Source organism: Rhizobium sp. SVR5-2C (genome assembly GCF_056755115.1).
On the sequence record NZ_JBNDHT010000007.1, the window covers coordinates 30,192 to 50,659 of the forward strand.

General features: G+C 60.7%; 17 protein-coding genes. 6 read left to right on the forward strand and 11 right to left on the reverse strand.

What is annotated here, in order from left to right:
* Positions 1–2 precede the first annotated feature (2 nt).
* Positions 3–1,034 carry a LysR substrate-binding domain-containing protein gene (locus ACPYOI_RS03540; protein WP_481419552.1) on the reverse strand — a complete coding sequence of 344 codons (1,032 nt, stop codon included), beginning with the start codon at positions 1,032–1,034 and terminating at the stop codon, positions 3–5.
* Between the two features lie 167 nt (positions 1,035–1,201).
* On the opposite strand from ACPYOI_RS03540, the gene speB reads away from it, so the two are divergent.
* From speB to ACPYOI_RS03565, 5 genes are all read left to right on the forward strand, one after another.
* Positions 1,202–2,263 carry an agmatinase gene (speB, locus tag ACPYOI_RS03545; RefSeq protein ID WP_481419551.1) on the forward strand — a complete coding sequence of 354 codons (1,062 nt, stop codon included), beginning with the start codon at positions 1,202–1,204 and terminating at the stop codon, positions 2,261–2,263.
* A 60-nt stretch (positions 2,264–2,323) separates the two neighbouring features.
* Positions 2,324–3,412, forward strand: coding sequence for an ABC transporter substrate-binding protein (locus tag ACPYOI_RS03550; protein WP_481419550.1), 1,089 nt, complete (start codon positions 2,324–2,326; stop codon positions 3,410–3,412).
* Between the two features lie 106 nt (positions 3,413–3,518).
* Positions 3,519–4,556 (forward strand): ABC transporter ATP-binding protein, encoded by a 1,038-nt coding sequence (locus ACPYOI_RS03555; RefSeq protein ID WP_481419549.1) that lies wholly within the window; start codon positions 3,519–3,521, stop codon positions 4,554–4,556.
* Positions 4,553–5,407: an ABC transporter permease gene (locus ACPYOI_RS03560; RefSeq protein ID WP_481419548.1), complete on the forward strand. Its 855-nt coding sequence runs from the start codon at positions 4,553–4,555 to the stop codon at positions 5,405–5,407. Before ACPYOI_RS03555 ends, ACPYOI_RS03560 begins: the two co-directional genes overlap by 4 nt.
* On the forward strand, positions 5,404–6,201 hold the full coding sequence (locus ACPYOI_RS03565; protein WP_168829680.1) for an ABC transporter permease: 798 nt from the start codon (positions 5,404–5,406) through the stop codon (positions 6,199–6,201). Before ACPYOI_RS03560 ends, ACPYOI_RS03565 begins: the two co-directional genes overlap by 4 nt.
* A 97-nt stretch (positions 6,202–6,298) precedes the next feature.
* On the opposite strand, the gene melA (ACPYOI_RS03570) is transcribed toward ACPYOI_RS03565, so the two are convergent.
* The 6 genes from melA (ACPYOI_RS03570) to melA (ACPYOI_RS03595) all read right to left on the reverse strand — a co-directional run bounded on the left by melA (ACPYOI_RS03570) (position 6,299) and on the right by melA (ACPYOI_RS03595) (position 15,305).
* Complete coding sequence (gene melA / locus ACPYOI_RS03570) at positions 6,299–7,669, reverse strand: alpha-galactosidase (RefSeq protein WP_481419547.1); 1,371 nt, start codon at positions 7,667–7,669, stop codon at positions 6,299–6,301.
* Between the two features lie 22 nt (positions 7,670–7,691).
* On the reverse strand, positions 7,692–9,359 hold the full coding sequence (locus tag ACPYOI_RS03575; protein ID WP_481422546.1) for an ABC transporter ATP-binding protein: 1,668 nt from the start codon (positions 9,357–9,359) through the stop codon (positions 7,692–7,694).
* Between the two features lie 10 nt (positions 9,360–9,369).
* Complete coding sequence (locus ACPYOI_RS03580) at positions 9,370–10,503, reverse strand: ABC transporter permease (RefSeq protein ID WP_481419046.1); 1,134 nt, start codon at positions 10,501–10,503, stop codon at positions 9,370–9,372.
* Between the two features lies 1 nt (position 10,504).
* Positions 10,505–11,512: an ABC transporter permease gene (locus tag ACPYOI_RS03585; protein ID WP_481419045.1), complete on the reverse strand. Its 1,008-nt coding sequence runs from the start codon at positions 11,510–11,512 to the stop codon at positions 10,505–10,507.
* 116 nt (positions 11,513–11,628) lie between these two features.
* Positions 11,629–13,713, reverse strand: a complete 2,085-nt coding sequence (locus ACPYOI_RS03590; protein ID WP_481422547.1) for an ABC transporter substrate-binding protein — start codon at positions 13,711–13,713, stop codon at positions 11,629–11,631.
* Positions 13,714–13,838: 125 nt separating this feature from the next.
* Positions 13,839–15,305: an alpha-galactosidase gene (gene melA, locus ACPYOI_RS03595; RefSeq protein WP_481419043.1), complete on the reverse strand. Its 1,467-nt coding sequence runs from the start codon at positions 15,303–15,305 to the stop codon at positions 13,839–13,841.
* Positions 15,306–15,517: 212 nt separating this feature from the next.
* Between melA (ACPYOI_RS03595) and ACPYOI_RS03600 the strand changes: the two genes are divergently transcribed.
* Positions 15,518–16,393: a helix-turn-helix domain-containing protein gene (locus tag ACPYOI_RS03600; RefSeq protein ID WP_481419042.1), complete on the forward strand. Its 876-nt coding sequence runs from the start codon at positions 15,518–15,520 to the stop codon at positions 16,391–16,393.
* A 12-nt stretch (positions 16,394–16,405) separates the two neighbouring features.
* Here ACPYOI_RS03600 and ACPYOI_RS03605 read toward each other — a convergent pair whose 3' ends face one another.
* The 4 genes from ACPYOI_RS03605 to ACPYOI_RS03620 form a co-directional block, all read right to left on the reverse strand.
* Entirely contained in the window at positions 16,406–17,422 is a 1,017-nt protein-coding gene (locus ACPYOI_RS03605) for an alpha/beta hydrolase (protein WP_481419041.1), read from the reverse strand.
* Between the two features lie 213 nt (positions 17,423–17,635).
* Positions 17,636–18,478, reverse strand: a complete 843-nt coding sequence (locus ACPYOI_RS03610) for an ABC transporter permease (RefSeq protein ID WP_481419040.1) — start codon at positions 18,476–18,478, stop codon at positions 17,636–17,638.
* Positions 18,479–18,481: 3 nt separating this feature from the next.
* Complete coding sequence (locus ACPYOI_RS03615; protein WP_481419049.1) at positions 18,482–19,306, reverse strand: ABC transporter permease; 825 nt, start codon at positions 19,304–19,306, stop codon at positions 18,482–18,484.
* Positions 19,307–19,359: 53 nt separating this feature from the next.
* A complete protein-coding gene (locus ACPYOI_RS03620; RefSeq protein ID WP_481422548.1) occupies positions 19,360–20,466 on the reverse strand; it encodes an ABC transporter ATP-binding protein in 1,107 nt (368 codons plus the stop codon).
* Positions 20,467–20,468 lie beyond the last annotated feature (2 nt).

Below are 20,468 nucleotides of genomic sequence, written 5' to 3' on the forward strand. Positions count from 1 at the left end.
CCTCAGGGTTTCAGACGGCGTTTAGCCGGCTTTCGCGCGGTGGCGCGAGCACGAGAGACGGGGGTGAAGCTTTCGGCGGCAGCCGCCGGAGCCTCCAATCGTGCGCGGCCCCGGATCACACGCCGGGCGGAGGCTTGCGGTTCGGCTCCGCGATCGCTCTCGAGCGCAGCGAAGAACCAGTCGAGGAAGACTTTGACAATCGGCGCAGCGCGCACTTCATTGCGGCAGCCGACGTAGAAAGCATCGTTGGCCGGAACGGAGAGATCGAAGGGCACGACGAGTTCGCCCTGGGCAATCAGGCTTCCGGCCGTGATCGTGTCGCCTAGCGCAACACCCTGCCCGCTCAAGGCCGCTTCGGTCGAAAGGCGCGCATCGCTCATGAAATGCTGCCTGCCGCGCGGCATATCCAAGGCGTCGGCCGCAGCAAGCCAGGTGTTCCATTCGCGTCCATCGTCGCCGTGGAGCAGTACGTGGTCGCGCAGATCGCGGACCGAACGCAGCGCGCGGCTGTTCATCAGCGTCGGGCTGACGACCGGGAACAGCTGCAGGTTTGTCCAAAGGCGCGCCCAGCAGTCCGGCCAGGCGCCATCACCATAAAGGATGCAGATATCGAGGTCCGGCGAATAGAGCAGATCGGGATCGTTCGAAGCGACAAGCGTCAAACTGATATCCGGGAACTGTTCGCTGAATTGATGCATGCGCGGGATCAGCCAGAAAGACAGCAAAGCGGGCACACACGAAATCCTCAGGCTGCCGCTGGTCGACGGGCGCGTCACCAATGCCGTCGCTGCCGCAATACTCTCGAACGCGCTCGTGAGTGCCGGCAAAAGCAGCGCCGCCTGCGGCGTCAGCTTCAGCCGTTTGCCGTTACGCTCGAAGAGCGGTGTGCCGAAGATAGCCTCCAGCGCTTTGATCTGATGGCTGATCGCGCCATGCGTGACGTTCAGTTCGCGCGCGGCGCCCGAGACCGAACCCCGCCGGGCCGCGGCCTCGAAGGCACGCAATGAATTCAGCGGCGGCAATCGGTTGAACATGGCGGTCTGTTGTGAAAAAATCTCACGATGAGCGGTATAACAATGTGAATTGCATTTCCATCATTTTTGTTGGGTAATGCAAGAAAATAAGAAGAAGAGCGTGGGGAACGACGACAAGCCGCATGCGTGCCGGTTCCCCGCCTTTGGAGAAAAAGAGGTGAACCGGAATGGCCTGGGATCAGACGAAACTCGAAGAACTGCGCGCAAAATTTGCCGATAGCCACGGCGGCGAGATCTTCGATCCCGATTTTCGCAAAGTCGCCGACAAGATTTTTTCCAAAAGCGGGACGCGACTGGCCCCTTACGCAGGCGTTCCGACATTCTTGAGCGCCCCCTACATGCCGGTTGCGGCCGACGAGCCGGATTTCGGCAATCTGCAGGTCGCAATCACCGGCATTCCGATGGATCTCGGCGTTACCAATCGGCCGGGGTCGCGCTTCGGACCGCGGGCGCTGCGCGCCATCGAGCGTATCGGGCCTTACAACCATGTGCTGGGCACCGCGCCGGTGTTCGACCTCCGTGTTGCCGATATCGGCGACGTGCCCTTCCAGAGCCGCTACCGGCTGGAACTCAGTCACGAAGACATCGAAAAGCGCATCAACCAGATCGTCGACGCCGGCGTCGCGCCGCTTTCGGTCGGCGGCGATCATTCGATAACTCATCCGATCTTGAAGGCCGTTGGGAAGAAGCAGCCGGTCGGCTTGATCCACATCGACGCCCATTGCGATACGGGCGGCGCTTACGACCAGACGAAGTTCCATCATGGCGGCCCGTTCCGCAATGCCGTTCTCGACGGCGTGCTCGATCCGACGCGCACGGTGCAGATCGGCATCCGCGGCTCGGCCGAATATCTCTGGGAGTTTTCCTACGAATCGGGAATGACCGTCATCCACGCCGAGGAGGTGACGGGCATGGGAATTCCGGCAATCATCGAAAGGGCGAAGGCAATTGTCGGCGACGGACCGACCTACCTCACCTTCGACATCGACAGCCTCGATCCAAGCTTTGCCCCCGGCACCGGAACCCCGGAAGTCGGCGGCTTGACAACACGCGAAGTTCTGGAATTGATCCGTGGCCTGAAAGGGGTCAATCTCGTCGGCGGCGATGTTGTCGAGGTCGCGCCGCAGTATGACGCAACGACGAATACTGCTCATGCCGGCGCTCAGGTCCTGTTCGAGATCCTGAGCCTGATGGTCTTCAGCCCATCCATCGGCAACAAGCGCGACTGACGCCGGCAGCCACCGGAATTGCAAGTTCATGACAGACCAAACAAAAGAGGGAACAAAACCATGAAAAAGATACTCGAAGCGGCGGTCAGCCGCCGCAACGTGCTGGCAAGCGGCCTGGCGGCCACCAGCATGCTTGCCATGCCGTCCATCCTGCGCGCGCAGGACAAATCGCTGAAGGTCGGCGTCTATGGCGGCTACTTCAAGGATTCGTTCGACAAGAACATCTTCCCGGAATTCACCAAGGCGACCGGCATCGCCGTCGAGGCGGTGGCCGAGCCGACCGGCGAAGCCTGGCTGGTGCAACTGGAGCAGGCCGCCAAGGCAGGCCAGGCGCCCGCCGACCTTTCGATGATGTCGCAGGTGGCGATGCTCAAGGGTCAGGCGACCGAGCTCTGGACGCCCATCGACATGACGAAGATCAAGAACGCTTCCGGCCTGATCGATCGCTTCGTCAACAGGTATCCGGACGGCCGCGTCGCCGGCGTCGGCGCCGTGGCGTGGTACATCACACTCGTCACCAATACCGACGTTTACAAGGAGCCGCCGACCTCCTGGACCGCGCTGTGGGATCCTGCAAATGCGGACAAGCTCGGCCTGCTTGCCCTCGTCTCCAACTCGTTCCTGCTGGAAGTAACAGCCAAGACGCATTTCGGCGGCACGAACGCGCTGGACACCGAGGAAGGCATCTTGAAAGCCTTCGATAAGCTTGCCGAAGTGAAGCCGAACGTTCGCCTCTGGTATCGCGACGAAGCGCAGTTCGAGCAATCGCTGAAATCCGGCGAAATTCCGATGGGTCAGTACTACCATGACGTCACCGGACTTGCAGCCGCTGACGGCTTCCCGGTCCGTTCCACCTTCCCGAAGGAAGGCGGCATCCAGGATTCCGGCTGCTGGGCGCTGTCGCGCGCGTCGAAGAAATCCGAAGAGGCACACATCTTCATCGACTATATGTGCCAGCCGGCCATTCAGGCGCTGATGTCGCGCAAGGTCGGCACGGCTCCGACCCTCAAGCGCGAGTTGCTCGACCTTACCGATAAGGAGTTTGCTGCGGTTTCCTCGGCCATCGAGCCGATCATCCCGCGCTATGACCTCTATCAGACCAAGTCGGATTGGCTGAACCAGAAATGGACGGAACTCATCGTCGGCTGAGATTTGAAGCTTGAATGCGCCGCAGCGGTCTGTGTGCGCCTCCACCTTTGACGGCGAGGCGCATGCGGAGCATTCTTCGTGCGCATGCGCCTCACGCGGGGGATCTATGTCCGGACTGGCACTCAACAACGTCACGAAACAATTCGGCCCCTTCACGGCCGTCGACAATGTCCAGCTCAACGTTCCGCACGGGACGTTTGTCTGCATGCTCGGCCCCTCCGGCTGCGGCAAGACCACTCTGCTGCGCATGATTGCCGGCCTCGACACGCCGACCGGCGGCGCCATCGTGCTCGATGACAAGGACATTACCGCCATCCCAACGCATAAGCGCGAACTGGGAATGGTTTTTCAATCGCTCGCGCTTTTCCCGCACCTGACGGTCGGCGAGAACATTGCCTATCCGCTGCGCATCCGCGGCACGGCAAAGGACGCGCAGAAGAAGCGCGTCGATGAACTGCTCGCGCTCATCCACCTACCGAGTTATGCCGACCGGCCGGTGAACAAGCTATCGGGCGGCCAGCGCCAGCGTGTGGCGATCGCCCGGGCGCTGACGATTTCCCCGAAGCTCTTCCTGCTCGACGAGCCGCTTTCGGCGCTCGACGCAAAGCTGCGCGAGGCGATGCAGGTGGAGCTTCGCCAGCTCCAGCAGCAGCTTGGGATCACGACGATCGTCGTTACCCATGATCAGCGCGAGGCGATGACGATGGCAGACACTGTCGTCGTCATGAATGGCGGCCAGATCCGCCAGGCGGCGAACCCGATCGAGATCTACCGCCGTCCCGCCGATCGCTTCGTCGCCGATTTCATCGGCTCCACCAACCTGCTCGAAGTCGAAGCCGACTCAGCCGGCCGGGCGACCGTCCTCGGCAAGGTTATCGAGGGAGTTTCGCTGCCGCCTGGCCTCACTAGGGCAACCCTGTCGGTACGGCCGGAGGATGTGCATCTGACAGCACCCGGCGGCAGCACCATCGGTGGCAGGGTAACTTTCATCCGCGATCTCGGCGGCACGATCGAGACCTTCCTTGACCTTTCCGGAACACAGGTCATCGCCGTTTCAACCCCGCGCGAACGGCCGGCTGTCAACGTCGGCGATGAGGTCGGCGTCAAGATCTCGCCCGACATCTGCGTGGTGCTGAAGCAATGAGGCGCGAACGACCGCAGAACATCGCCGACTACTGGCCGCTCGCCTTTCCAGCCGGAATGCTGACGGTCTTTTTCGTCATCCCGTTCGGAACGATGGTTGCCGTCAGCTTCTTCCAGCGGCAGCAGGGCGGCTTCTATACGCCGGCCTTCGTCTTCGACAACTACGCCCGTTTCATCAGCCTGTTTTTCGGCAAGGTGCTGGGTTTTTCGCTGTTTCTCGCAATCGCCGTCGCGGTCTGCTGCGTCGTGCTTGGCATTCCATTCACCTATCTGCTGACGCGCGTGGGGCGCAAGGCCCAGGTGATCTGGCTGGTGGCGCTGCTGTCGATCCTTTCCCTTTCCGAAGTCATCATCGGCTTTGCCTGGTCGACGCTTTTTTCGCGCACGGCCGGCATCACCAACCTGCTGGTCATGCTTGGCGTCATGCAACAGGCAGTGCCGTTGACGCCGAGCTTCGAAGCGGTTCTGGCGGGCATGGTCTATCAGGCCCTGCCCTACACGATCCTGATCCTTTATCCCGCCCTCGTCCGGCTCGATCCGACCTTGACGGAAGCGGCGCAAACGCTCGGCGCTTCCCCGGTCAAGGCGTTTTTCACGGTCGTCGTGCCAGCATTGCGCAACACGATCATCGCAACGCTGATCATGGTCTTCATCTTCGCGCTCGGCTCCTATCTGCTGCCGCAGATCCTCGGCCGCCCGTCGCACTGGACGCTATCGGTGCTGATCACGGACCAGGCCGTCTACCAGTCGAACATGCCGTTTGCTGCGGCCATGGCCGTGTTCCTGGTGCTGGTGACGCTCGCGATGGTGGGACTGACGGTCCTGGTCGGACGCAAGGGAGAAATGGCATGACCACCTTTCTCCGCCGTCTTTACTTCGCGCTGATCGGCCTTTTCCTTGCTGCTCCCATCATCGTCGTCGCAGGCGTATCGATCAACGAGAAGCAAAGTCTCAACTTTCCGCCCCGGGGCTTTTCGCTCGGCTGGTACGGCGAGATCTTTGCCAATCCCGAGTGGCGGAATGCGCTCTTTGCTTCGCTGACTCTCGCCATTCTCTCAGCGGCGCTCGCTGTCCTCATCGCATTGCCGCTCGCCTGGTTTCTGTGGCGAAGAATTGCGCCATGGGCGAACATCTTTCAGCTGCTGGGAATCGCTCCCTTTACGCTGCCGCCAGTCATTACCGCGCTCGGGATGTTGACCTTCTGGGCGACCACCGGTTTTTACGGCGCGCCATGGACCGCTGTGATCAGCCACGCGATCTTCTTCGTTACCTTGCCGCTGGTGACGCTATCGCTCGGATTCACCTCGATCGATCGCTCATTCGTCGAGGCGGCAGCGACGATGGGAGCAGATGACCGGACCGTGTTCACGACGGTCGTCTTGCCGCTGATCCGGCCATACCTGATCTCCGGCTATGCCTTTGCCTTCGTTCTCTCGCTGAACGAATACATCGTCGCCTACATGACGGTCGGTTTCACGATGGAGACCTTACCCATCAAGATCTTCAACGCACTGCGCTATGGCTACACGCCGACCATGGCGTCGGTGACCATCCTGTTCGTCGTGACCGCGGCCCTGATCTTTGGGCTGATCGCCCGCTTCGGTGATCTTCCGAAGCTGCTCGGCGCGATGGCGGGAGAGAAGTAACCGCGGCATCTTGCCGGCTCGCGCGCGGAGCCGGCGCACCTTGTAAGCCGGGGGGTGAAAGGCAGCGAGAGCATCACGGCTCCGCTGCCTTTCTCTTTTAAGCCGCCTGCACCTTTCTGCTCGTTCTGGCCCATTCCGGCAGCCAGTCGCCATGCGCGGCGAGAAGGTCATCGACAAGCGACCAGATCTGGTCGAGGTCGAGTTCGGCCGCGGTGTGCGGGTCCATCATCGCGGCATGATAGATATGCTTGCGGTTCTCAGTCATCAGAGCCTGAACCGTCAATTCCTGGACGTTGATGTTGGTGCGGATCAGTGCCGTCAGCTGCGGCGGCAGGTCGCCGATGAAAGTCGGCTGGATGCCGGATGCGTCGACCAGGCAGGGAACTTCCGCGGCACAATTATAAGGCAACGAGGTGATACAGCCATTGTTGCGGACGTTGCCGTAAATGACCGAGGGTTCGCCCGTCCAGACCGAGTTGATGATCGAGGAAGCATATTCCTTCGACTGCTTGACCTCGATCGTGTTTGCCGTGCGGTAGGTCTCTGCCTGCCCCTTCCAGCGCTCGATCTGTTCGATGCAGCGCTTCGGATATTCGTCGAGCGGAATGCCGAACTTCTCGATCAGATCCTCACGCCCCTCCTTGATGAAGTAGGGCGTGTATTCGGCGAAATGTTCGGAGCTTTCGGTGACGAAGTAGCCAAGCCGCGTCAGCATCTCGTAACGCACCTTGTTCGGGCAGCGCGGATTCCAGCCGGGCTTCGGCGCTTGGCCCTCGCGATAGGCGCGCACGAGGTCGGGATAGAGGTTTTTGTAGGAGCCGTCCGGCTGGCGATGCTCGAACTTCAGATAGAAGGCCATATGGTTGATGCCGGCCGAGCGGTAGCGGATTTCCTCGTAAGGGATATCGAGGTCGTGCGCCAGTTCCATGGCCGTACCCTGCACCGAGTGGCAGAGACCGACTTGCTTGATCGCCGGGTATTTCTCGGCGATCGCCCAGGTGTTGATCGCCATTGGGTTCACATATTGCAGCATGATTGCTTCCGGGCAGACGGCGAGCATGTCCTCGCAGATCTTCCAGAGATGCGGAACGGTGCGAAGCCCGCGCATGATGCCGCCGACGCCGAGCGTATCGGCAATCGTCTGGCGCAGGCCGTATTTCTTCGGCACTTCGAAGTCCGTCACCGTACACGGCTCATAGCCGCCGATCTGGAAGGCGACGACGACGAAGTCGGCGCCCGCCAACGCCTTGCGCTGATCGGAATAGGTCTCCGCCTTCGCCGTGGCACCAAGCGTTACGATGAGCTTGTTGACGACGATGGCGCTTTCTTCAAGACGCTGCGGGTTGATGTCCATCAGGGCGATGGTGGCGCCTGAGAGTGCGGGGCGCTGCAAAACGTCCCCGATGATGTTCTTCATGAAAACGGTGGAGCCAGCCCCGATGAAAGTGATTTTGGGATTTCGTGCCATCATAACCTCCGGCATTGGGTAATCACGCTACTTCGAAAGCGGCTTTCACGAGCCGTTCCGTGTAGGCGGTCTTGGGATTGGAAAGAACTTCGTTGACGGGTCCCTCTTCCATGATGCGGCCGTGCTGCATGACGATCACGCGATGGCAAAGGGCACGCACGACCTTGAGATCATGCGAGATGAAAAGGTAGCTTAGGCCTCGCTCGTCCTGCAGTTTGCGCAGGAGTTCGATGATCTGCGCCTGAACGGAAAGGTCGAGCGCCGAGGTCGGTTCGTCGAGGAGGATGAATTCCGGCTCGAGCGCGATGGCGCGGGCAATCGCGATGCGCTGGCGCTGACCGCCGGAGAATTCGTGCGGGAAGCGCGAGAGGATATTGTCCGGCATGCCGGCCGCAATCAGTGCCTCGCGCACCCGGTCGATGCGCTCGGCCTTGGTTGCGCCGAGTTTGTTGACGACCAGCCCCTCCTCGATGATCTGGCCGATCGTCATGCGCGGATTGAGCGAAGAGAACGGGTCCTGGAAAACGATCTGCATGCGCGAGCGCAGCGGCCGCATCTCCGAGCGCGAATTTCCATGAATCGGCTGGCGGTCGAAATAGATCTCGCCGCTGTCGGGATCATTCAGCCGGACCAGCGCCTGGCCGAAGGTCGTCTTTCCGGAACCGGATTCACCGACGAGGCCTAGCGTTTCGTGCCGTCGAAGGGTCAGGCTCAGGCTGTCGACGGCAATGAGCTCCCTCAATTCCGGCTTGAAGAAACTGCCATGGCGCAGCATGAAGGACACGCGCACGCCCCGGGCATCGAGAATGATCTCGGAATTTTCCGGCAGCGGATTGGCCTGGCCGCGCGGCTCGGACGCGAGCAGATGCTTCGTGTAGGGATGCTGCGGGTTGGCGAACAGGCTCTCCGTCGTATTGTGCTCGCGAATTTCGCCATGCTGCATGACATAGACGTAATCTGAGAACTGCCGGACGACGGTGAGGTCGTGCGTGATGAGGATCACCGCCATCCGCAACTCCTTCTGCAGGTTGCGGATCAGATTGAGGATCTGCGCCTGCACCGTGACGTCAAGCGCGGTTGTCGGTTCGTCGGCGATCAGCACATCCGGATCATTGGCGAGCGCCATTGCGATCATCACGCGCTGACGCTGTCCGCCAGAGAGCTGATGCGGATACTGCTTCAGCCGCGCCTCCGGGTCCGGAATCTGCACATGTTTCAGCAGTTCCAGCGCCCGGGCCTGGGCTTGCCGGCGGCCGACCCTCTTGTGCACCCGGATCGCTTCAACGATCTGGCTGCCGATCGTATAGATCGGATTGAGCGAACTCATCGGCTCCTGGAAGATCATCGAGATCCGGTTGCCGCGCAGCTTGCGGCGGGCGCGTTCGGAGAATTTCAGGATGTTGGCGCCGTCATACTCGACGGTGGACTTCGGCGAGATGACCGCGCGCTTTGAAAGAAGCCCCATCACCGTGCGGGCAGTCACCGATTTGCCGGAGCCGGACTCGCCGACGATCGCAATCGTCTCTCCGCGGTAGAGCTGGAACGAGACATTCTTGACCGCCTCCACCACGCCGTCCTCGACCTTGAAGTTCACCGCAACATTGCGGGCGTCGATGATCGGGCTTTCCGAGCGGCCGTCGTGGTCGTGCCGGACGGGCGGTGCGAACGAACTGACAAGAGCAAGAGCCATCTTCACCACCTCAATATGGATCGACCGCATCGCGCAGACCGTCACCCAGCGCATTGAAAGCGAAGACGGTGACCAGCACGAAGCCGACGGGAGCGAGTATCCAGGGATACGTGCCAATGACGGAGTAATTCGCCGTATCCTGTAGCATCAGACCCCACGAGATCAGCGGCGGCTTCACGGCAAAGCCCAGGAAGCCAAGGAAGGATTCGAGCAGCACGACGCTTGGAATATGCAGCGTCACGGCCACGATCACGTGGCTCATCACGTTCGGAAAGATGTGCTGGAAGATGATGCGCCGGTCGGACGCGCCGACGGCCATCGCCGCCCGTACATAATCGATGCGCGCGAGTGCCAGCGTCTTGCCGCGCACCTCGCGCGACATCTGCGCCCAGCCAAGTGCCGACATGACGACAATAACGAAGGCGAGGAAGACGTTGGTGGGTGCGGTAACCGGGATGAGCGATGTCAGCGCCAAATAAAACGGCAATTGCGGGAAGGCGAGCACCAGTTCGACGAAGCGCTGGACCCAGATATCGAAGGTCCCTCCGAAGTAACCGGAGACCATGCCGACAGTTGTACCAACGATCGTGACGATAAAGACGACCGTCAGTGCGATCATCAGCGAAATACGCGAGCCGATGATTGCACGCGAAAGGACGTCGCGGCCGAACTTATCAGTACCGAGAAAGTGCACCGGCTCGCCGTCTATCGAACCGAAGAAATGCCGGCTGGCGGGGATGAAGCCGAAGAGCTTGTATTCCGCGCCTTTCACGAAGAAGCCGAGATAGCGCGGATTGTCATAGTCGGGGCCGACGATCGGCTGGAAGGTGATCGGATCGAGTTCCTCGGAATCGGCGAGCGCATAGACACGTGGCCGGAAGACGAAATTGCCGTCCTTGTCGTGGAAGCTCATGACCTGCGGCGGCGCAAAACCGACATCGGTCGCCTTTGGGTCCATCGGCGCAAAGAAGTCGGCGAAGATCGCCATGACGATCAGAAGGACGACAAGCACCAGACCCATCATGCCGGTCCATGACCGCCTCAGACGGCGCCAGACGAGCGCGATGTAGCTTTCGTTGCCATGCGACGGTTTCTTGACGGTTGTTTCGTGCGGCGATGACGGAGAGGAGTCGAAGGCGAACATCTCAGGCTCCTCCATATTGGCGGACACGCGGATCAAGCAGGGCAAGCAGCATGTCGGCGATAATGTTGCCGACGATCAGCGTGGCGGAGAGAACCATCATGAAGGTTGCGGTAACGTAGACATCGCCGACAGCCATGGAGCCGACGATGGCGGGGCCGACGGTCGGAAGCGCGAAAATGATCGCCGTCTCGATCTCGCCGGTCAGCATGTAGGGCAGAACGACGCCCTGATACATGACCAGCGGATGCAGGGCATTCGGTACGGCGTGGCGCATGACCACTGCGCCACCGGTCAGGCCCTTGGCCTTGGCGGTCTCGACATATTGCGCGTTCAACGTATCGAGCAGGTTGCCGCGCATGACACGCATATTGTAGGCGAGCCCGCCGAAGGTGGCGATCGCCACGACCGGCCAGACATGGCTGACGAGATCCACGAACTTCGTCCAGGACCACGGAGCACCGCCATATTGCGGCGAGAAGAAGCTGCCGATCTCCGAGATGTTGAACTGGAATACCAGCAGATAGACAATGATCAGCGCCATCAGAAAGCGCGGCACCGTCATGCCGAGGAAGGAAATGCCGGAGAGCAGGCTGTCGATCCAGCTATATTGTCTTGTTGCCGCCCAGATGCCGAAACCGATGCCAAGCACCGAGGCGAAGAGATGGCAGACGAGCGCAAGAAGCAACGTCCGCGGCAGCCGTTCGCCGACAACGTCGGCCACCGGTTTGTTGTAATAGAGGCTGTAGCCGAAGTCGCCGCGCGTGACGATGCCCGTGATCCAGTTCACATACTGGACGACCATCGGCTTATCGAGCCCGTGCTCGACGCGATAGGCCTGCGCCTGCGCCTCGGCCTGCGCGTAGGATGCACCGCCCTGATTGATCAGCTGCGAACGGATATAGTCGCCATAGTCGCCGGGTGGCGCCTGGATGATTGCGAATGTCACCACGCTCAGGATGAGAAGCACGGGTATCGCGGACATTATGCGCACGAGCAGGAATCGGAACATCGGACGGTTCGCTTCTCCTTGCCGCCAGTCGCTCTTCGTCAGCGCGGCCGGCTAGTTGGTTATGTCCGGCCGCGCGCCACGCGCGGCCGGAAGCCCATTTCATCCGGGAGGGAGCTCTAGTTTAGCGGACCCTTCTCGCCCGGCTTGCCGGGGAGCTGTTCAGGGAAGAGTTCGTATTTCTGCTGCTTGTCGGCAGCCACCCACAGGCGCTCGCGGACGACGGAGTCTTCAGCCCAGTTGAACATGAAGATTGGCGTACCTTCAGGAATGTTCGAGAAGCGCTTGTTGATGATCAGCGCACCCGGATATTCCGTCAGGCCGACCGTGTAGACATGCTCCGTCGAGATCTTCTGGAACTGCTTCATCAGGTTGACGCGTTCGTCATTGTCCTGCGTGGCGGTGAACTTGTTGATGATGTCCACCAGCTCCTTCTCGTAGGGCATCATGTCGACCTCGCCATTTTCCGGCGCGCGATGGTTCCAGCTCGTCCGCGGACCGACAGGGGCCAGCTGCTCGGTGTTCTGCACGACCGAGGAGAGCTCGGTGTCGTTGCGCCGCAGCAGCCAGTCGAAGCGGCCGGAATAGTTGGCGGCATCGCGCTGGTTGCCGTTCAGCCCGTTGAGGACGACACGAAGCCCAAGCTTCTCCATCTGTCCGACAACACCTTCGGCAAGGCTCTTGTCGGTCGTGTAGTCGTTGTTGACGAGCATGACGATCTCGACATTCTTGCCGCCCGCGGTTCCGGCCGGGAAGTTCACGAAGCCGTCGCCATCGGTATCCTTGAGACCGGCCTTGGCGAGTTCGGCCTTCGCACCTTTAAGATCGAAGGGGTAGTAGACGGTGGATTTGCGGTCGTAGAAGCTCGTGCCCGAGGAAATGCCGCCGGAATAGATCGCCGTGAACGGCCCCTTGACCAGCGAGTCGCCGATCGCCTTGCGGTCGATTGCCATGGTGACGGCCTTGCGGAAATCCTCGTTGCGGTTGAGCTCGCGGATAGCCTGGCCCCGCTCGTCGGGATTGCCCCAGCCATTGGCCGAGAAGTTCATGCGCAGGTTATAGCCGATAAGCCGGGGTCCGAAGGCGAGACGGGCCGGAGCCGTCTTTTCCGCCGCGCGTTTCAGCGATGCCACGAAGTTTTCCGGCTGCTCGAGATTCGAAAAGTCCCCGGAGCCGGCAACGGCCTGAACATCACGGTCGGCCCAGGTCGAGAGCTTGTACTGCAACTCGTTGAGATAAGGCAGCTGATTGCCCTTCTCGTCGACCTTCCAATAGTAGGGATTGCGGCGCATGACGATGATGTCATCCGGCCGGTATTCGACCGGCGTCCAGGCGCCCATCACCGGAATGTTCATATATTCCGGTGGGAAGGCGTTTTTGAACTGCTCGTAGGTGTTCTTCGAATATTTCGGATGCTGCGGCTTCAGGATATGCGAGGGACCCGGGCAGAAGGTTCCGTAAGCCATCGCGTACAGATACTGCTTCGGAAACGCCTCCTTGAATGTCCATTCCACGGTGTAATCGTCGATCTTCTTCAGCGTCGTGCCGGCGCCGAAGGTTTCCGGCGTCGCGCCGTTCAACGGCGAAACGTTCGGATCGAGAACTTCGTCCTCCCAGTAAAACATGAGGTCGTCGGCGCCGAACGGAGCGCCGTCCGACCATTTCGCACCTTCGATCAGGTACATCGTCAATTTATGACCGTCCTTCGACCATTCCCAGCTCCTGGCGAGGTTCGGAAGCGGTTCGGTGTCCTTGGCTTCGACCTGGAAGAGCGGACCGGTGCGCGTCAGGCATTCCGACAGGCCGATATCGATGCCGCCCCAGCCCTGTGTCTGGCCCGCGCCATAGTTCCAGCCTTCCGGCCGACCACCGATGACGTGCCGCATCGTATCGCCGTAGATGCCGACGCCATCAGGCATGTTGCCGGTCTTGTAAACCAGCGGCTCCTTCGGAAGGCGGTCCTTGACGGGCGGCAGCTTGCCGGTGTCGACGAACTTCTTCGTGACCCAATCCGGCTCGTGATATTCCGGCAGCGCCTTGAATTCCAGAATGGAATCGCGCGCCACGTATTTGATCTTCCCTTCGGCCGGGAAAGGTGCTGGTTCCGGTGCGACGGTCGGTTCGGCAGCATATGCATGCAAGGCCGCGACCGAGACGCTCAGCGAAAGTGCGGTCAGAATGCCAAGATTGCGAAAATTCCTCATCGTCTCTCCCTCTTGTTCGGAGCGCCCGCAGGCAGCTTCCGCTTCTCCTCTAACGACGTGAAACCGGGTTTTGACGCGGTGGGTTTCCCTCCCGGAAACCCGCCGCACCCCATTCTACACGAAATTCAAACGGCCTGTTTCAGAGCCTCCTTCTCAGCACGCAGCTCATCGATCGAGCGCACGTTGCGCCGCGCAGCGCCTGCCCAGTCGCGCGTCTTCACGCTGGCCTTCGACAGGCGCTCCTTGGCGGCGGGGACCGCATCGGCGTATTGCGGCAGCCAGCGGGCCTGGGCGACGACCATTTCATCGACCATCTGCCAGACTTCCTCCGGCGTGGAGACAGCCCCGACCAGCGGATCATGCAGCACGGCGAGCTTCAGGAGATCGACATCGCCGCTGATCGCCGCATGAACCGACATCCGCTGCACGTTGATCGACGAAATGCAGGTGGCCGCACAGGCTTCCGGAAGGGTGATGCCGGAGACCATATTGACGCCAAAGCGATCGACGAAGCCCGGTGACTCGATGATCGCATCAGCCGGTAGGTTTGTAATCACACCGTTGTTCTTGACGTTGAAATGGCCGCGATAAACGCGGTTAGTCTCCAGCGCCTCGAGGATATGGCTCGCATGCTCGTTGGAACGCCTGGACGGATCGATCGGCTTGGATGCGGATTCGAGAAACTGCGGGAATTCGGTCTCGAACCAGTTGCGGGTTTCCGTCGAGTGACGGAGATAGCCGCCGGTCTCGCCGTGGATCCAGTCCGACATGTCGATCCATTTGGTGATCTCGTCCGGACGCTTGCGATACCAGGGCAGATATTCGGAAAGGTGGCCGTTGCTTTCCGTCGAATAGACGCCGAAGCGCTTCAGCACGTCGATGCGCAGCTTTTCCTGTTGCGAATAGACGGGATGCGCCTCGAAAGCGGCGACGAGTTCGTCCTTGCCGATCTTCCGGCCGTTGAGGCGGAGATCAATGAACCAGGTCTGATGATTGATGCCCGAGCAGATATAGTCGAGCTCCTTCGGCGACTTGGCGCCAAGCACCTCGGCGATCTGCTCTGCCCCGTGTTGGACACCGTGGCAGAGGCCGACCGTATCAACCTTGCCGTACTCGATGGCCGCCCAGGTGTTCATCGCCATCGGGTTGGCATAGTTGAGGAATTTTGCACCGGGCTCCGCGACTTCGCGGATGTCCTTGCAGAAGTCGAGAATGACGGGAATGTTGCGCTGGCCGTAGAGAATGCCGCCTGCGCAGATCGTATCGCCAACGCACTGGTCGATGCCGTATTTCAGCGGAATGCGGATGTCGTCGGCATAGGCTTCGAGACCGCCGACGCGCACGCAGCTGATGACGTAGCGCGCGCCTTCAAGCGCCTTGCGGCGGTCAGTCGTTGCCGTGACCCTCGTCGGCAGCCTGTTGGACTCGACGATCTTGTCGAGGATCGCCTTGATCATCTCGAGGTTATGCTGGCTCAGATCCGTGAGCGCGAATTCGACGTCCTTGAATTCCGGCACGCATAGAATGTCGGTAAACAGCTTCTTGGTGAAGCCGACGCTGCCTGCCCCGATGATAGCGATTTTGAAACTCATAACCTTCACCTCGATCCAATCAGATGGTAGGTAAAAAAGGCGAGAGAGGAGACAGGCCACATGCTGGCGCATGTCGTCCGAAAATGCCAGAAATTGAGCCTGTATTCCTCCCGGCCGTCCTTTCGACCGCGATCTCTTCCTCTTATGCAAAGGGATTATGCGCATATTCACAAAGGTGGCGAGAGAAGTATTATGCTTTCGAGGGTAATTTTGTGCTGCACAATTTGATCGCCAATGGCCAGTCGATGAGGACGGTCTCTCTGCCTCGCGGCCGACAGCGATTGCATGCCATGCCGACCAGCGCGGGCTATGAGGTGCGGGAGAACGAAGTCTACGACTGGGATGGCAGAAAGCGCGGACAAACACCTTTTACGGTGCTTCAGCACACGATCAGCGGTCGCGGCCGGCTTCGTTACCAGAACAGGACCCACAACCTTGAAGCCGGCGATACAATGATGGTGCTTGTGCCGCACAATCACCGCTACTGGCTCGAAAAGGGTGACCGCTGGGAATATTTCTGGATCTCGATGCACGGCGAGGAGACGCTCAGAATCCACAAGATGGTGCTTGGTCTTGCAGGTCCCATTCTAAGGCTGCAGCCATCGACCATCGACCATCTTGCCGACTGCAGCCTTCGCCTGATCAAAGGAGCCACCACGTCTGGTGCGGCTTCCGCGATCGCCTACGAGGCGGCGATGGCACTCTACGATGATGTCTTCGGCTCACCGGCTTTTGCGGCAGACCTCAGCGCCATGCAGCCGGTCATCGATCATATACACGCCAATCTTGAGCAGCCATTGCCGGTCAGCGAGCTGGCGAGCATCGTCGGCCTCAGCCGCGCGCATTTTTCCCGCAGCTTTGCGGAGAGCGAAGGCGTCCCGCCTGCCGAATATGTGCTTCAACAGCGGCTGCAACGGGCGACGAAACTATTGACGAAAGCAGATTTCCTGCCGGTCAAGGAGGTGTCGATCATGTGCGGCTTTGACGACCCCAACTACTTCTCCAAAGTCTTCCGGCGGGTGTACGGCATCACTCCGACCGAATTCCGGACCACCGGCATGTATGCAAGCATCGGAAAGGCCCGTTGAACGGAATTCGGTTTACTGTGCTGGTTTATCGGCAAAATGAGCCATGGCAAACTCCGCCGCATGCTGGTTGGAGCGCCGAGCTTGGTCGAGCCAGAACGGAAATAGCGAGGCCTCGTGGAAAAGCCCCGGCACTACATCCAGCCGCGTATCGACGTTTGCGGCCTTCAGCTTATCGAAAAGACGTTCGACATCCCCCCGCAAAGACTCCTTGTCGCCGACCTGCAGGAGGACGGGAGGAAACCCCGTATAGTCATTGTTTATCGGTGATACTTGCTGAAGCGAGGTGCTTGCCTTCCCCGCATACTCCTTCCCCACCTGCTGCAGCCATTCCCGGCTGACGGAAACCTCGTCCTCGCCATCCGCTGGAACCGCCGCACCCTCGAAATCGACGATCGGGCTGATTGCTATGACGGCAGCAGGCTTCTCGGCGTTCGTAGCGATCTGGCGAAGGGACATTTGGAGCGCCAGGGTTCCGCCGACGGAGTCGCCGATCACCACAATGTTTCCCGCTTCGTACCCGGACTCGAGCAGCCATCGAAAAGCGGTGAGCGCATCGTTGACCTGGCGCGGAAAGCGGTATTGCGGCAGCAGCCGATACTCGATCAACAGCACATCGGCGGAGGTCGCCTTCGCGAACGAAGCCGCAATATTGCGATGGCTACGCAGGGAACCGCCATAGAAGCCTCCACCATGAAGAAAGAGGATGGCGCGCTTGCCAAGTGGATGGTGGAGTCGAGCGGGCCAAATCAGCTCGCCTTCGACGCCATCGGCATCGACTTGGCGTATCTGCACTCGGGTTGGCTGAGGGGTCGCCCTCATCGCCTCCTCGAAGCGCCGCTTTCGATCGCCAAAATCGGCCTTATCGTCCAGCAGCCGAGCGATGATTTCGGTCGCGCGCGATCGCAGGTCGTAGGTTGGTGCACTGGCGTCGTCGGCACGGGCAATATCGATCATCGGCGACAATGCTAGAAGCAGGCACGCCATCGCTCTGCCAGCCAAGCCGACCTTGGTTCTTGATCGCAATGGCATGATGTTCCTCTTCACCCTCGCCTCGGCTGAATGTCGCTACGACTCGCCAAGACTGTAGCGGCAATTGCTATCGTGTAAAGGAAGGACAACAGTCGCTGGGAACCTGTCCCAAGCATGCAGCAGGGTTCCCGCTGAGATCATCTTTCTGGCTCAACGACGATGCTTGGTTCAGCGACAGCTCTTCACAAAGGCGACGTCAGACCGCTTGACCGGCTAGTGCACCGGTTGCTGTTTGGCTCTGGCGACGATCTGCGTCGGATTGACGAACTGCAGCGCAAGCACCAGCCAGACAAGCGTCGTGATCATATAGACGACAGCCATGGCGTCGATCGACTGACCGGCGCGGACGCCTGAAGCGAAGACAGCATAGTAGAGCGATACGACCAGCGTCTGCGTCGTCGGCCCGGCGATGAGGAAGGTGAGTTCGAACATGGCGATGGTGCGCACCAGCACCAGGAGCAATGCAGCCAGCATCCCTGGCAGCAGCAGTGGCAGCAGAATGCGGATGAAGAGGCTTGTCGTGCCCGCGCCGAACACGCGCGCAGCCGCCTCGATACGCGGGTCGATTTGCTCGATGAAAGGGATCATGACGAGCACGACGAAGGGGAAGGATGGCACGAGGTTGATCAGCACCACGCCCCAGAAGGTACCGCCGAGGCCGAGCTGGTAGAGCACGGTTGCAAGCGGGATGCCGTAGGTCAAAGGCGGGATCAACAGCGGCAGGAGGAAGAGCAGCACGATCAAGCGCTTACCCGGAAAATCGCGTCGAGCCAGCGCGTAGGCGGTCATGACGCCGAGAATGCCGGAAATCAGCGTGACGGTGAAGACGATCTCGAAGGTGACGAGCACGACGCTCGAAAGCTGGAACTCCTTCCAGGCGCTGAAGTACCAGCGCGTCGTCCAGCCGGCAGGCAGCCACGTGCCGAGCCAGCGCGTCGCGAAGGAATTGATGATGACGACGGCAATCACCGCCAGAAGGTTCAGAATGAAAAGGCCGGCCGCCGCCCAGATGGCAACGCGCCAGATCTTCGATGCAAGGCCTTGGTCCCGGATCATCACTTAGCCTTTCGTGCCGCCGGCAGGGCCGCGATAGAAGAGAGACCGGCAGCCGAGAACAGCCACCACGACAAAGAGTTCGACGCCGCCCATGATGAGGGCAATCGCCGAGCCCAGCGAATGGTCATATTGTTCGAACGCCGCCTGGTAAGCGGCAATCGAGATGACGCGCGTCGGCCCGGCGGGCGCGCCGAGCAAGACGGCCGACGGAAACACCGCGAAAGCCTGAACGAAAGCAAGGCAGAAGGTGACGGCGAGCCCGGGAACCAGGAGCGGCAGGAAAACCCGGTAGAAGCGCCGCCATGGACCGGCCCCCAGCGTGGCTGCGGCATGTTCGATCGCCGGATCGATGCCGGTAACATAGGAAAGCGTGAGCAGGAAGGCGAAGGGAAAGCCGGTGATCAGCAACGAGGCGAAGACGCCCCAATAGTTGTTCGTGAGCTTGAGCGGCGAATCCAGGATGCCGAGCACGAGCAGCGCGTGATTGAACCAGCCGCGCGGCCCCAGGAAGGTCAGAAGACCGTCTGCAACGAAGACCGTGCCGAGCGTGATCGGCAGAACAAGGATCGTCGTCAGCAATCTCTGGCGTCGCATGAGTCGCACGCGGAAGGCGATAGGAACCGCGAGCGCAAGATTGACGATCGTCACCGGAAGAGCGAGCCACATCGTCGCGCCGATCGTGTTGTACTGAAAGGGATCGGTGAAGAACTTTGCGTAGTTCGCGTACCAGGGGCCGCCCTCCTTCGGCGTCAGCGAGTCCGCGACGCCGTAGAGGAACGGATAGACAAAGAGCGCGATCATGAAGATCAGCCCCGGCAGCACCAGCATCGTCGTGCCGTCGAGGCCGCGGGCGGCAAGCCGGGTGCGAAGCGACGGCCCGCTCACTTAGCGGCCCCCTTGAAGACAAGCGCCCTGCCGGTTACCGGCTGCAGCGAGGTGGATGCGCCCCGCGGCAGAACGTCATCGGCCCGGAAATAGAGGTCCGATCCATCCTTCGCGGTCGCCATGCCGAAGAAGGCGCGGCCGCGATATTCCATGCTGGTCACGGTCGCCGGAATCCCCGCCCCGTCCGAGGTTGCAACGAGATCTTCCGGGCGGACGGAGAGCACCGCCGCATCGCCCACCTGAAGCGGCATCCGCATGGTGCCGGTCAAGCGGGCGCCGGCTGCCTCGATCTCAGCCTCGTCGCCGGAAACCGAAACGACACGTCCGGCGATGCGCGTCCGAAAGCCCATGAAATCGGCAACATTGAGGTTGACCGGCCGCTGGTAGAGGTCCTGCGGCGAACCGATCTGCTGAATGTGTCCCTGGCTCATCACCACGATGCGGTCGGCGAGCGACAGCGCCTCGTCCTGATCGTGGGTCACATAAATGGTCGTCGAACCGATCTGGTCGTGGATGCCTCGGATTTCAGCGCGCATCTCCAGGCGCAGCTTGGCGTCGAGGTTGGAAAGCGGCTCGTCCATCAGGACGATCGGCGGACGGATGACGACAGCGCGGGCGATCGCCACACGCTGCTGCTGGCCGCCGGAAAGCTGGCCGGGCAACTTTTCCGCCTGGCTTTCGAGCCGGACGAGCGCCAGCGCGTCATTGATGCGCTTGTCAGCCTCCGCTCCCTTGATGCCCTGCATGGCAAGGCCGAAGCCGACATTCTTGCGCACGCTCATGTGCGGGAAAAGCGCATAACTCTGGAACACCATGCCGAAGCCGCGCTTTTCCGGTTCCAGCTGGTCGATGCGGTTGCCGCCGAGGCGGATTTCGCCGCCCGAAAGCCCAAGCAGCCCCGCGATGCAATTGAGCGCCGTCGACTTGCCGCAGCCGGAGGGACCGAGCAGGGCGATGAATTCACCCGGCTCGATCGCCAGGTCGATGCCGTCGAGGGCGTTGTACGTCCCGAAGGACCGGCGCAAGCCATCGAGTTCGAGACGGGCATTGTTGCGCGAAGACAGCGCTGTGTTGTTAACCGGCGAATTCAACGCAAACTCCATTC

Excerpts from the sequence above, each read along its gene's own strand:
- ACPYOI_RS03540 (WP_481419552.1), bottom strand. The coding sequence starts at position 1,034 with ATGTTCAACCGATTGCCGCCGCTGAATTCATTGCGTGCCTTCGAGGCC.
- speB (WP_481419551.1), top strand. The coding sequence starts at position 1,202 with ATGGCCTGGGATCAGACGAAACTCGAAGAACTGCGCGCAAAATTTGCC.
- ACPYOI_RS03550 (WP_481419550.1), top strand. The coding sequence starts at position 2,324 with ATGAAAAAGATACTCGAAGCGGCGGTCAGCCGCCGCAACGTGCTGGCA.
- ACPYOI_RS03555 (WP_481419549.1), top strand. The coding sequence starts at position 3,519 with ATGTCCGGACTGGCACTCAACAACGTCACGAAACAATTCGGCCCCTTC.
- ACPYOI_RS03560 (WP_481419548.1), top strand. The coding sequence starts at position 4,553 with ATGAGGCGCGAACGACCGCAGAACATCGCCGACTACTGGCCGCTCGCC.
- ACPYOI_RS03565 (WP_168829680.1), top strand. The coding sequence starts at position 5,404 with ATGACCACCTTTCTCCGCCGTCTTTACTTCGCGCTGATCGGCCTTTTC.
- melA (WP_481419547.1), bottom strand. The coding sequence starts at position 7,669 with ATGGCACGAAATCCCAAAATCACTTTCATCGGGGCTGGCTCCACCGTT.
- ACPYOI_RS03575 (WP_481422546.1), bottom strand. The coding sequence starts at position 9,359 with ATGGCTCTTGCTCTTGTCAGTTCGTTCGCACCGCCCGTCCGGCACGAC.
- ACPYOI_RS03580 (WP_481419046.1), bottom strand. The coding sequence starts at position 10,503 with ATGTTCGCCTTCGACTCCTCTCCGTCATCGCCGCACGAAACAACCGTC.
- ACPYOI_RS03585 (WP_481419045.1), bottom strand. The coding sequence starts at position 11,512 with ATGTTCCGATTCCTGCTCGTGCGCATAATGTCCGCGATACCCGTGCTT.
- ACPYOI_RS03590 (WP_481422547.1), bottom strand. The coding sequence starts at position 13,713 with ATGAGGAATTTTCGCAATCTTGGCATTCTGACCGCACTTTCGCTGAGC.
- melA (WP_481419043.1), bottom strand. The coding sequence starts at position 15,305 with ATGAGTTTCAAAATCGCTATCATCGGGGCAGGCAGCGTCGGCTTCACC.
- ACPYOI_RS03605 (WP_481419041.1), bottom strand. The coding sequence starts at position 17,422 with ATGCCATTGCGATCAAGAACCAAGGTCGGCTTGGCTGGCAGAGCGATG.
- ACPYOI_RS03610 (WP_481419040.1), bottom strand. The coding sequence starts at position 18,478 with ATGATCCGGGACCAAGGCCTTGCATCGAAGATCTGGCGCGTTGCCATC.
- ACPYOI_RS03615 (WP_481419049.1), bottom strand. The coding sequence starts at position 19,306 with ATGCTGGTGCTGCCGGGGCTGATCTTCATGATCGCGCTCTTTGTCTAT.
- ACPYOI_RS03620 (WP_481422548.1), bottom strand. The coding sequence starts at position 20,466 with ATGGAGTTTGCGTTGAATTCGCCGGTTAACAACACAGCGCTGTCTTCG.